The following is a 13,038-nucleotide window of genomic DNA, read 5'->3' as shown; positions in this document are numbered from 1 at the left end:
TCTGGTTTGTTAAAGATTCTCTTTAATAAAATTGGTCATTTTTGTAAACAGTTGAAGCCGCGTATTGCCTCCGGAAATTCCATGGTTCTTATCCGGATAAATAGCCCAATCGAACTGTTTATTGGCCTGAACAAGCGCTTCAATCATTCGCATGCTATTCTGCACATGCACATTGTCATCGCTGGAGCCATGGACTAGCAAATACTTTCCTTTTAATAGATGCGGGTAGGTCAACGGACTATTCTCATCGTATCCGCTGGCATTTTCCTGAGGTGTTTGCATAAATCTTTCGGTATACACCGTGTCATAAAAGCGCCAGCTCGTTACCGGTGCAACAGCGATAGCCATTTCAAAAGTGTCATTCCCTTTTAAGATACAATTAGAGGCCATAAAACCTCCGTAGCTCCATCCCCAGATCCCGGTTCTGTCCTCATCAATAAAATCATATTCACTGAGTTTTTTAGCCACAGCGATCTGATCTTCCACTTCATATTTCCCTAATTCCTTATAGGTCATTTTTTTAAAATCTCTTCCTTTTAATCCTGTACCCCGGCCATCTACACAAGCCACTATAATGCCCTCCTGGGCCAGCATCTGATGCCAGTAATCATTATTCCCCAACCACCTATTGGCCACTTGTTGAGAACCAGGACCGCTATATTGGAATAATAAAAGAGGATACTTTTTGGAAGCTTCAAAGTTGGCCGGTTTCACCATCCACATATTAAGGTCGTGACCATTGATGTTAATAGTAGAGAATTCTTTAGGGCTGGTGGTATACCCAGATAATTTATTGGTTAATGCTGAATTATTAAGGATATCTTTCACTTTCTCCCCGTTTGATGCCTTATGCAGGGTGTACATAAAAGGTGTACTGGTACTTGAAAATGTATTGATAAAATAAGTAAAATTGGTGCTAAAAGCCGCACTGTTAGTACCTGCCTTGTCAGTCAGTCTTTTCTTATTCCTTCCGTTGACCCTAATACTGTACACATCTCTGTTGATAGATCCGTTTTCAGTACTTTGATAGAAAATGGTTTTCTTTTTGTGATCAAAACCATAATAATCGGTCACTTCCCATGGCCCTTTGGTAAGTTGAGTTTTTTGAGACCCGTTTGAATTATGCAGATAAATATGATTGTATCCGTCCTTTTCACTAGTCCAGATAAAACTGTCATCTTCTAAAAAGGTCAGATTGTCTGTTATATCCACATAAGCCTCGTCTTGTTCCTCAAGCAATAGTGAAACGGAAACATTCTTTGCGTTTACGGTGTATATCTTAAGATGGTTTTGAAGACGATTAAGCGTCTGAACACTAAGTTCATGCGTATTATGCTTCCATTGGATCCTTGGAATATAGTAAGCTTCCGGCAAGGAAATATTCGTGGTCGATCTATTCCCTATGTTGTACAAGTGTAGTGTTACTGTAGAATTATCTTCACCTGCTTTCGGATATTTAAATCGGTATTGAGAAGGATACAAGTTGGACCCATATACATCCATGGAAAATTCTGGCACTGCTTGTTCATCAAACCGCAGGAAGGCAAGCATGGTACCATCGGCATTCCAGTCAAAGGCTCTTACAAAACTAAATTCCTCTTCATACACCCAATCTGTTACCCCATTAATAATGGTATTCATTTTACCGTCCGTAGTTATCTGTTCCGTATTGCCTGAGGATAGATTTAGGATAAAAAGGTTGTTATCGAAAACATAGGCTACTTTATTTCCGTCTGGTGATAATAAAGGTGCCATGATCTTTTCATCAGAGATCTTTTTAGAAGCCTTGGAGGCCATATCATATACAAAGTATACCGCTCTTATGGAATGTCGGTAAATAGGTTCTACTTCAGTAGCCAATAAAATTTTTGATTCGTCCTCATTAAAGCTGTATGAAGTAAAATATGGAATTCCGTTGGCCGGAGATGAGGCGACTATGGTCTCTGCTTTTTCCAGGGTCTCGTACTTATATTTTTCTATACGACTTGTATTACGACCCTTATTTGTATCAAGGAGGGTATAATATTCCCCATCATTCATAGACCTCAGAGCATCCATTCCTTTGGTGGAAAATGCACCTTGCCAAATTTCTTCAAGCGATATTTTTTTTTGTTGTGTATAAACAAGAGTGGTTACCGAGAGAAAAAGCAGCAAGAAGAGGTATTTTTTCATTCCAGGAGTTTGTTTAGATTCAAACCCTCAAGTTTACTAATATTTTCCCTAAAAAAATAACTTTCCACTATGCAATTGACCAGCCGCTTCTTTGCTTGCTTTGCTATTTTGTTTTTTACATGCCCATTTCTATTCCAGATGGAGCGTAAAAGGAAATACTGTCAATATCACTATCTTTGACCGCATATACGACATTACAATGCCCTCACCTATTGAAGGATTTTCAAAGCTAGCGAAAGAAGAAAAGATACGATGGATCGCTGAGCAATATACCCATGATCCGGAGGTTAGTAGTTCCCTTATAAAAACCTATTGGAATAATGACACTGCCCTGCAGCAGTTGCACGATGAATTCATTGAGAATACCCTCACTAATTTCTACTTGCCATTAGGCATCGCCCCAAACTTTCTGATCAATGGGAAACTGTATGCAATCCCAATGGCCATCGAAGAAAGTTCTGTGGTAGCAGCTGCCAGCAAGGCTGCTAAGTATTGGTTATCCCGGGGTGGCTTTACCACCAAAGTACTGGGTACCGAAAAAATAGGTCAGGTTCATTTTATGTATCAGGGGGATCCCAACCGACTAAAGGCCTTCGTTGAACATATCCAACCACTTTTTTTAAGCGAAACACAGTCCATTACCAAGAATATGGTAGCTCGTGGAGGCGGTATTAAAAAGGTGGAGCTAAGGGACAAAAGCAGGGATCTAAAGGATTACTACCAATTGCATTGCACTTTTGAGACCCTTGATGCCATGGGGGCCAATTTTATAAATTCTTGCCTCGAACAATTTGCAAAAACTTTGCAGCGCGAAGCAAGCACCTCATCCATCTTGCAGGCGGAAGAACGACATCTGGAAATTGTGATGAGCATCCTTTCTAATTATGTTCCCCAATGTCTTGTACGAGCTGAGGTTAGTTGCCCGGTAGAAGATTTGGGTTCTGTAGGAGGAATTGGTGCTCACGAATTTGCTGAAAAAATGATGAGGGCCATTTCTATTGCTAATATTGAGCCCTTTAGAGCGGTTACGCATAATAAGGGGATCATGAATGGGATAGATGCTGTTGTCCTGGCTACAGGCAATGATTTTAGGGCCGTAGAAGCCGGTATACATGCCTATGCTTCCAAAGATGGTACCTATAAAAGTTTAACCCATGCAAGCCTTGAAAACGATGTATTTCGTTTCTGGATAGAGATCCCACTCGCCCTTGGAACCGTAGGCGGACTCACAAGCTTGCACCCACTTGCAAAATTGTCCTTAGAAATATTGCAGAAACCTTCGGCTGAAGATCTGATGGGAATGGTAGCAGTAGCAGGCCTGGCTCAAAACTTTGGAGCCGTTCAATCATTGGTAACTACAGGAATTCAGCAGGGACATATGAAAATGCACCTCTTAAATATTTTAAATCAAATGGAGGCCACTGATCAGGAAAAGAAAAAGCTGGTAGAACATTTCAAAAAACACAGCGCTACTCACAGCGCCGTGGTGGATGCATTACAAGAATTAAGAAAGTCTTCATAAATGAATGTCAGTTACCACAGTAACGGAAAGCTCTTACTTACGGGTGAATACGCTGTCCTTGACGGGGCGATGGCTCTGGGCCTTCCTTGCCGTCTGGGGCAAGGGCTAACCATAAGTGAACATCAAGGAGACGGTTTAGTTTGGCAAAGTCTGGACCACAAACAACTGCCATGGTTTGAAACTAAATTTGAAGCTTCCGAATTAAAGGCGGATACGCTTAAAGACACAACCTCTGGCATTCGGGATACCCTCCTGCATATACTACAGGGAGCTATCGCATTAAATCCTGATTTCCTGCATAAACTTCAGGGACATTCAGCCACTTCGGAACTCGAATTTCCCCGAGATTGGGGACTGGGCAGCTCCTCAACACTTATCAACAATATAGCGCAATGGGCAGAGGTTAATGCCTATACATTATTGTGGAACACCTTTTCAGGGAGTGGGTACGATATTGCCTGTGCACAAAACAAGCAACCACTTACATATCAGTTAGAGGGTACTACGCCACAGGTAGAACTTCTGAAGTTTAATCCTCCGTTCACCAAGGAACTTTTTTTTGTGCATCTCAATAAAAAACAGAATAGCCGGGAGGGAATTAGGCGATACAAAAAAGTAGTAGCGAACCAACAACATTTTTTAGATGAGGTTTCAGAGATCACACGTGCTGTTGCAGCATGTAACAATTTTGCAAATTTTCAGCAATTGCTGCTGCGCCATGAAGATCTTTTATCTGAAACCATGAAGCTTCAAAGAATACAAGACCAACTGTTTCCCGATTTTAAAGGGTTAATAAAAAGTTTAGGGGCATGGGGTGGCGATTTTATACTTGCCATGGGCACAGATCGTATTCGGGAATACTTCAATTCCAATGGATATTCAACCGTTCTTTCTTATGATGAATTAGTACTATAAAAAAAAGCCCCGGTTCTAAAACCAGGGCCTATAGTGTAAGTTTTCAGATCTAGTAGAAAATAGACCGATTATCTTCTATCTCAGCTTTTTCTTTTAAGGCGTTTACAATACTGTTTGCTACGCTGGAGGCATTGGCCGCTTGCAGGGTATTGGCATAGGTAACATAATTGTCTAGTGCCGGTGCTTCTTCCTTATTGGTAACTTCAAACATAAACACCCCAGATTCGCCGGTAATGAGTTTTGAAGTATCTCCTGTGTTCATTGAAAAAGCTGTACCTACTACCAGTGGTTCTCTTCCTGCTCCGGGAATGGTAGGTGTTTTTACCGTAAGGGCAGTAGCTGTTGAAATATTTGTATTGTTAGATGAAGCAATATCTGCCAAGGATTTGCCTGTGTTGGCAGCCTTGATCCTTTCAGCTTTCTTTTTCTTTCTAAGAATTGGAAGAACTGTTACTGAGGCATCTTCAACATCCATCAGACCCTTTTTATAAGTAGCAGTTAATTGAACTACCGCATAGCCGTTATTTATATCAAATCTTTTTATGTCACCTAACTGGGTATCGTCTGCAAAGGCCCATTGTACTATCCTTCTCTGGGCTCCAAGGCCGGGTAGGTTTTCGTCCATTGCCTTTAGCTTGTTTACAGGTCTAACTATATAGTCGTTTTCCTTCGCTACGTCATTTAGACTTTTTTCAGAATCTACAGCTGCCATTTCAAACTTGGTGGCATCTGTGAACAATGTATTGATAGTTTCATCGGAAGGCTCAATATCTCTGCTAAGTGTGGCAAGTTGAACCTGATCTCGTTTGTCATCTACTTTTACAATATGATATCCAAATTCTGTCTCTACAAGGCCAATATGCCCCAATGGGTTCCCAAATGCAAAGTCGTTAAACTTTGGTGTCATGACCCCTTCCTGGAAATATCCAAGATCTCCTCCTCTCGGAGCTGAAGGTCCATCAGAATTATCCCGGGCCAGTTGTGCAAAAATGGCGTCTGGCTTTAGCGCATTCTCTAAAACTTCTTTAGCCTTTGCCTCGGCCTCTTCTTTGGTTCTTTTTACTTCAGGGTTGGCCCGCTCTGCACCTTCATACGTGATCAGAATATGGCTGGCTTTTACAGAACCGTTAGGTTTCTTGGCCATCATACGCGATATCTTGAATACATCCCCATCCCGGTATGGTCCAAAAAATTCACCTATTTTCAAGTTCATCAGTGAGTCTGCAAAATTTGCCGGAAGTTCGTTTTGAGTTTTAAAGATTGTATCGTATTTAGCATCAGAATTCCTGTCCAGGAATGCAGCCACATCTGTGGTATTTCTGAATCCCGGAATAGTCACAGTGGTATCTCTATCTTCAAAATATTCCTCAGTGTCATCAAGCAACTGTGTAATTGCCGCTTCGGTCGCTTCTAAATCCGCCGTTGAAGGTGCTTCCTCAAAGTATACGAACTGAATATCTCTGGACTTTTCCTGAGTGTATTTTTTTTGATTTTTCTTTATGTATGCCTCAATTTCATTTTTGCTGACCACAATGGTACTGTCTGGAATTGAGGTAAATGGTACCCGTACGTACTTAATATCTACTTTGTTATTTGCCAATTTATAATCAAATTCCCCTTCTTTTAAGGTGGCACCCATTCCGGAACGGATCAAATTAAAGTACACCTGTTGTTTGGCACTCTCAATGATGGCCTCTTCATCTTGAAGCCAATCCTCGTATTGCGAGGGAGCATTGAGTTTTAATTCCAGGATGAAATCCCTGAACTTTCTTTCATCAAATACCCCATTTTCATCTACAAATTGCGGATTCTGGGCAAGGCCCGGACTATTCTTGATCACTTCAATTATCTGATCTTGTTCAATATCTATTCCCAGAGAAGCGATCTGTTGATCTAGCAAGGTGCTGCGCTCTATTTGATTCCAAATACTGTTCACCAATTGCATGGAAGAAGCATTTGGACCACTATTCCTTGAAGCTCGCTCTATCTTTTTTCGGAACACATCAATAGAAATTTCCTGTCCATTGATCTCCCCTACTGAAGAACCTACTTTTCCTCCAGAGAACCCATCGCTGGTAAAGATCCCTGAGATCACAAAGGCAAATAATGCCATACCAATGATCAGTATCAATACCGTAGTTCGTTTCCGAATATTTTCTAAAATTGCCATTTATCTAGATTGTTTAAAATCAGTGGGCGAAATTACCATTTTCCCTTAAATAATAAAAACGAAAAGCCTGCTATCTGTAAGTAGATCTCTGCTTAGTTATTTTCGGGTACTTCCAGGGTCACTAAATCTATTTTCGTATTCGAAACTTCTAAGACGGTAAAGAGGTAATCACCGATCCTAATTTCCGTTCCTTTTTCGGGAATTTCTCCGGTTTCGTGCACCAGTAGCCCTCCCAAAGTTTCAAATTCTTCGGTATCTGGTAATTCCAGTTTATAGGTCTCATTAATATAATCTACCTCCAGGCGTGCAGAGAATTTAAAGGTAGAATCATTGAGTTGTTCTTCAATTAGGTCGGTGGAATCATGTTCATCTTCAATCTCACCAAAAAGTTCTTCTACTATATCTTCAACCGTCAAAACTCCGGAAGTACCCCCGTATTCATCCAGAACCACCGCCATACTCTTCCGTTTTTTAGTCAGATTTTTAAGGATCTCATGGATAAGCATGGTCTCTGGAACAAATTCTACTGGTAACAAAATACTTTTGATGGTCTTAGGTTTCTTAAAGAGTTCGTAGGAATGTGCATAGCCTATTATATCGTCAATAGTATCCTTATAAACAAGGATCTTGGAAAAACCTGTTTCCGTAAAAAGTTTTGCCAGGCTCTTAGGTGTTTCGTGCAGTTCAACAGCCGTTATCTCAGTACGGGGCACCATCACTTCTCTTGCTTTCACTCCCGAAAATTCGAGTGCATTCTGAAAGATCTGGATCTCAGAATCCACATCGTCTTCCCCTTCCAGGGCTTCCATCTGTTCTGTAATATAATCTCCCAATTCCATCTTACTAAAGGCCAATTGTACCTCATCCCCATCCGTTTTGAATAATGTGCGAAGAATAATATCAGTCAATTTTATTATGAAATCTGAAACAAATGAGAATAGGGCGTAAAACAAATAAGCCGGTATAGCCAATATTTTCAGTAAAGTATTGGCGTAGATCTGAAAAAAGACCTTTGGCAGAAACTCAGCCGTAATAAGAATAATGATCGTTGAGATAATAGTTTGGGTAAGAAGGCTAAAGTCTGTGAGCCAAATTTGCACAAAGCCATATTGCGAAGGCAGCATACTTTGAAACCAATTCATTAGCAGGTCTCCCATATAGAAACCATAGATCACCAGTGCTATATTATTCCCAATAAGCATGGTGGCAATAAACTTTGAAGGTTTATGGGTAAGTCTACCTAGCACTTTCGCCAAAAAGCCGGCTTGTTTCTTCTCAATCTCAATATGGATCTTATTAGCAGATACAAACGCGATCTCCATTCCCGAAAAGAATGCCGAAAGAATGAGAGATAAAACAATAACTAAGATAGCTGTATCCACAATTACGATTGGTTTTCTTTCTTCCTTTTCTCAAAACGCCTGCGGTAAGTTCGGCGAAAAATGAACATCCCTATGGAAACTATTGCAAAAAATATAAAGATATAGGTCCCCTCCCTGTCTGTTTCCCAAAGATCTCCAATCTTATAGATGGAAACTAAAGCAACTATAAGATATAAGTATTCTGTAAATCGTAATAACTTGATCATGATTCGTCTTCGTTGATGGTCATTAACCCATATGTTCTATGAGCGTTAAAAAAACTAAAATCGCGGTTAAAATCCATTCCCTCCCCATCCATAACGGTGCCGTCTTCCGGATTGGTAAAAGTAAATTTTTCCTGAGTAAAGATCCATTCTTCCTTTCTGTCCCAATATAGTTGAGTTGTCTCTAACTTTTTCCCATCATGGGTTTCGATCACCACATTTCCACGAAGGTCTATCATATTGGTTTGGGAATAAATGATCCCATAATCTGCCTGTATAGTGCTCTTCTTATTATCCTTGTCAAAATATACCACTTCTAAGCCTTTGGGGAATGTTCTGTACTTAAACAGCATATTATCATAGTCTTCACTAATGGGACTCTTTAGAATAGCTATAACCCTGGAAATACCTTCATCTTCGCTCTCTAGTTCTAGTGTGGTCTCCGTATAGGTGAGCTCAAAATTTTGTACAACCCCTTGCGGATAGACCTCAATTTGTTTCTCGTCTCCTACACGTTGATAGGTATCCTGACAGCTATAAAAAAAGATTGCCACGGTAATAACCATGGCAATCGAAAATGGAATTTTTTTACCCAAGGGTTTCATTCTTATAAACTGGGTACAGTAATACTGCCACCAACCCAACATTTAAAGCTAAGCGTTTTCCCAGCCATGCCAGAGTTAAATATATCTGTTTTAGAAGGCGCTTTGGCTTCGTAACTAGCAGCAGACTGGCTAGCACGACCACTTAAGGAAGGATCTACTCTTCCTGCCTTACGTGCCATATCAGCGGCTTTCCAATACATTGCGCGTTTTTCAAAAGGAGTATCCCCACAATCATTGGCACTACTTGCATAAAGGTTCGCGATCAATAAATATGCGTTTCCATTTGAAGAATTCGCGTCAATGGCTTTCAGCGCATAACTTCTGGAGGTAGACTTACTGCCTCTTCTATAACTTGTTGCGATCTTATAAGCGATATTCGATTTCTTTCTAGAATTTGTTTCCAGGGCCAACGCCTTGTTAAAGTCGGCAATAGCCCCACTGTTATCTCCTGCTTTTTGTTTTAAAGTACCTCCGTACACATAGGCGTCTGCAGATGGATCCAGGGCCAACTGAGCTTCAAAGAGTTTCTTAAACATAGGGTCGTCAATACAGTCCTTGCTAAACATCCTTCCCACAGCTCTTTTCACCCAGGTGATATCCCCTTTCTTAGCTTCAAAACTCCTTTCATAAAGTGGAATTAAGTTTTCACAATCTGCCAGTGCTCCCAATTTGGAATCCACACTTCCGGCAATTTTACCATATGATTCTGAATTGGTAGTTGCTACTCTTAAGCTTCTTTTCTCTTTGGAGGTAAGGGTACCTGCGTCTTCTTTAGGAAGTAATTTAGTAATCACGTCTGTCAATTGGCTGTTCTCTTCCTCAATCTTCTCAGTTACATCATCATAGGTGTCGAAAACATCCTGTAATTCCTTTTTATTGGCGCCATACAGGTCTACCAGACTTGAAAAGTAAAGGTACAATGCTTTCGGGTTTTTAAAATTTGATTTGTCTTCCTTAAATGCCTTGTCTAACATAGCGAAGATCTGCTCATCAGATGCCATTTTATTATCGTACATCAACAAGACCTTATCAATAGCTACCTGCCCTACTGAAAAACTTGCAGGATAGTACTTATGACTGTCATCATACAACTTCATAAGTTCTTTTATAAAAGCATCTTTTTCGGCTCCAGTACTTTTATCGATCTTATCAGCGAGTATCCTTTCCCCATAGGAAAAGTTTGCCTTATTGATATCCGGACAATTGGTGTACACCATTTTCCATGGGCCATAGGCGGCATCATAGTTTTTCACTTTTGCATGCTCTGCGTAAATGGAAAGGTTAGTCATACATTCAGGATTTTGTCCCTGTCCTAAACTTATGCCTGTGAAGCCCACTAAGGCAATCATCATCAAGTAAAGTTCCTTTTTCATTGTGTTACGTTTTAAAGCGGTTAATGTACTAATTTTTTATCAATTTATTTTTCTTTTTTGGAACCATCTGTCGTTGAATGATAGTCCTATGTTGACTCTAAAGTATTTTTCCTCTATCAGAGATGCTGCAGTTGTTCCTCTTTTCCCCCACTCAAAACCAAGATTGAGGTTGGAGAAACTTCCACCCAACGGTAATCCTAAACCAAAAGTTATGCCAAGATTTTCAATCTCTTTGTCATTTACTACTATTCCAGACATATCATACCGAAGTCCGGCCCTATAAGTTACTTTTTTAAAATAACTTTCAAAAGAAGTATAGTCGGGAATGTAATGGGCCCCAATGGCATAAGAACTTGCATCCCTGTATTCCTGGTTTTGAATTTGCAAGAAACGGTTCTCAAAAGTACTGAGTTGCTGAAAACTGTATTCTGCCCCTACAAACCATTTTTTCTCTTCGCCAAATCCCAGGCCAATGGTGGCAATGGTTGGGATCTTCAACTCCGTGTTTTTCAATCCTTGTGCCTGTAAGTTTACTTCTATTTGCTCTATGGTATTTCCAGTAGCTTGTGAGAAAGAACCAAAGGTTTGACTGTTTTCTGAGAGCATGTTTACCTGTGTATTCACTACGGCCGAAGTGTAAAGGGTATATTTATTATTTATGGTAGGGCTATACGTAAGTCCATAAACAAAATCGAATCCATTTATTTTCGAGGCTTGGGTCTCTCTGGTTCCAAACTGAAGACCGTCTATTCTTTGTATTTTTTCACTTTCCAAGGTCCCAAAATTGAAATTCATGCTTGCTCCCAGGTTCAGATTCTTAGCCACTTCAAAGCCAAGAGAAAGAAAAACCTGATTGATTCCACCGGAACCGCTATATAGATTTGTAACATCATTTCCACTGGGATCTACGGTGTTTTGCAATACATCGTACCCTACGGAGGAAAATGGTCTTAACCCAAATCCTGCCGCCATTTTTGGACCTATAGGAAACCCTATTGCCAGGTATTCGAGATTGGTCACGGACGACTTTTCCTGATCGGTAAAACTATTTAATGAGATCTCCTTATGACTAATCCCTGCTGTGTAGGTAGTGAGGCGTAACTTTCCATAGCCCGCCGGGTTTTTTAAGGTTAGATGTATACTATCTGTGTAGAGACTAAGGCCTCCCATCATTTGGTTTTCGATGGTGCTCCCTGATCGGAGATCTCCTATCCCAAAATATGAATACGGAGACACTGTTCCATTTTGGGCGTATAAACTGCACGCGGTAAGGAATATTATAACAAATCCTATTTTTCTGATCATCTAGCGTTTGTTGTATTCGAGCAAATAATTCAAGCCCTCCAGGAGAAAATTTGAATTGGCAAATATGGTATTTTTTAACCGATTGGACAAAAATTGACCGTCTCCCCCTGTTAAAATAACTGTTAAATGTTCATATCTTCTATGGTACTGGGAAATAACACCATCTATCTCCTGGCATATTCCATTGATTACCCCGCTGTGCATGCTCTTCACTGTAGTATTTCCAATTAGTTCTACAAAAGGACTGGGATCTAATAAAGGCAACTTGGCTGTGTGTTGATGAAGCGCTCTGTAACGCATCAATACACCAGGTGAGATGGCACCTCCGAGGTATTCACCATGATCATTGATTATATCATAGGTAATACATGTGCCGGCGTCTATAACCAGAGTATTGGTATGAGGATGATTATAAAATGCTGCAGTAGCCAGGGCAATCCGGTCCACACCTAATGTTTGGGGACTGGAATACAAATTTTTAAAAGGTACAGAAGCTATGGAGGTAAGCAATTGCACTTTGCAAAATATAGCCAGAACATTTAGCTCCTTTTTGGTAAGCGATCCTACAGATGCCACTAGTGCATGTGCAATTTCCGGGAACTTGGAAAATACATCCTTCACTGCTTTTGGAAAGCCAGCGCTATCAGAATTTGTCAAGAACAAAAGTTCTTTTTTTCTGAACACGGCCATCTTAATGGAAGTGTTCCCGGCATCAATGACTAGGTTCATGTTACAAAGATTAAAAATTGATAAAAAAGAACGTCCTTTTTTTCCTTTTTTATTGGTAGTTCCTAAATTTGAATTTATATTTGCCCCCGCCTTCGCACTAGGCTACGGCGGGTGCAGACTTGTAAATGGTACCTTAGCTCTCCCGTATAGTTATCGGGAGGTAGAGCAACGGACTGATCCCGATAGCTATCGGGACGTGTGTCCCTCAATAGTTTTGGGAATTACGATCAAAGAAAAATTGAAATACTGGTACCTTAGCTCAGTTGGTAGAGCAACGGACTGAAAATCCGTGTGTCCCTGGTTCGATTCCTGGAGGTACCACTTAAAGCAGCAAAACCCACTCCTATCGGAGTGGGTTTTTTGTTTTCGAAGACCACGGGAAGCTTGCTTCCCAATGGGATATGAAAACAAAAAATGGCTGCAGCAGGCAGGCGATTTTGCTATTTTCAAATGAGGAACCAAAGGAACAACAAGTCCCGATAATCCCGATAGCTATCGGGACGGGACGCAGTTAATCCTGGTTTTAAAATAGATGGCTTTACTTCACCCAAAGAATTTAAGGCATGAAAATCATTTTCATCTGTAGAACCAAAGGAACAACAAGTCCCGATAATCCCGATAACGGGACGGGACGCAATTAATCCTGCAATTTATTACTTTCA

General features: G+C 40.5%; 10 protein-coding genes and 1 tRNA gene. 3 read left to right on the top strand and 8 right to left on the bottom strand.

All coding sequences use genetic code 11. The features are described 5' to 3' along the window. Positions 1-9: 9 nt before the first annotated feature. Positions 10-2,172 carry a S9 family peptidase gene (locus Q0X72_RS03770; protein ID WP_297762162.1) on the bottom strand — a complete coding sequence of 721 codons (2,163 nt, stop codon included), beginning with the start codon at positions 2,170-2,172 and terminating at the stop codon, positions 10-12. Between the two features lie 199 nt (positions 2,173-2,371). Here Q0X72_RS03770 and Q0X72_RS03765 point away from each other — a divergent pair, with 199 nt between their 5' ends. Further along, positions 2,372-3,694: a hydroxymethylglutaryl-CoA reductase, degradative gene (locus Q0X72_RS03765; RefSeq protein WP_297762160.1), complete on the top strand. Its 1,323-nt coding sequence runs from the start codon at positions 2,372-2,374 to the stop codon at positions 3,692-3,694. Next, positions 3,695-4,609 carry a GYDIA family GHMP kinase gene (locus tag Q0X72_RS03760; protein ID WP_297762158.1) on the top strand — a complete coding sequence of 305 codons (915 nt, stop codon included), beginning with the start codon at positions 3,695-3,697 and terminating at the stop codon, positions 4,607-4,609. 49 nt (positions 4,610-4,658) lie between these two features. On the opposite strand, the gene Q0X72_RS03755 is transcribed toward Q0X72_RS03760, so the two are convergent. The 7 genes from Q0X72_RS03755 to Q0X72_RS03725 all read right to left on the bottom strand — a co-directional run bounded on the left by Q0X72_RS03755 (position 4,659) and on the right by Q0X72_RS03725 (position 12,376). Then, complete coding sequence (locus Q0X72_RS03755; RefSeq protein WP_297762157.1) at positions 4,659-6,779, bottom strand: peptidylprolyl isomerase; 2,121 nt, start codon at positions 6,777-6,779, stop codon at positions 4,659-4,661. Positions 6,780-6,871: 92 nt separating this feature from the next. After that, entirely contained in the window at positions 6,872-8,161 is a 1,290-nt protein-coding gene (locus Q0X72_RS03750) for a hemolysin family protein (RefSeq protein ID WP_297762155.1), read from the bottom strand. A 2-nt stretch (positions 8,162-8,163) separates the two neighbouring features. Further along, positions 8,164-8,367, bottom strand: coding sequence for a hypothetical protein (locus Q0X72_RS03745; protein WP_297762153.1), 204 nt, complete (start codon positions 8,365-8,367; stop codon positions 8,164-8,166). Beyond that, the gene (gene lptC / locus Q0X72_RS03740; protein WP_297762151.1) at positions 8,364-8,969 is read right to left on the bottom strand and encodes an LPS export ABC transporter periplasmic protein LptC; all 606 of its coding nucleotides are present in this window, start codon (positions 8,967-8,969) and stop codon (positions 8,364-8,366) included. Before lptC ends, Q0X72_RS03745 begins: the two co-directional genes overlap by 4 nt. 2 nt (positions 8,970-8,971) lie before the next feature. After that, positions 8,972-10,342, bottom strand: coding sequence for a hypothetical protein (locus Q0X72_RS03735; protein WP_297762149.1), 1,371 nt, complete (start codon positions 10,340-10,342; stop codon positions 8,972-8,974). Between the two features lie 39 nt (positions 10,343-10,381). Beyond that, entirely contained in the window at positions 10,382-11,647 is a 1,266-nt protein-coding gene (locus Q0X72_RS03730; protein WP_297762147.1) for an outer membrane protein transport protein, read from the bottom strand. Next, a complete protein-coding gene (locus tag Q0X72_RS03725) occupies positions 11,648-12,376 on the bottom strand; it encodes a type III pantothenate kinase (RefSeq protein WP_297762145.1) in 729 nt (242 codons plus the stop codon). It abuts the gene before it with no gap. Positions 12,377-12,624: 248 nt separating this feature from the next. Between Q0X72_RS03725 and Q0X72_RS03720 the strand changes: the two genes are divergently transcribed. Beyond that, a tRNA-Phe gene (locus Q0X72_RS03720) sits at positions 12,625-12,697 on the top strand. Positions 12,698-13,038 lie beyond the last annotated feature (341 nt).

It is taken from the genome of uncultured Muriicola sp. (genome assembly GCF_947258935.1).
In the GTDB taxonomy this organism is placed as follows: domain Bacteria; phylum Bacteroidota; class Bacteroidia; order Flavobacteriales; family Flavobacteriaceae; genus Muriicola.
The sequence above is the reverse complement of the archived record's forward strand: the minus strand, read 5'-3'. Positions and strand labels throughout refer to the sequence as shown.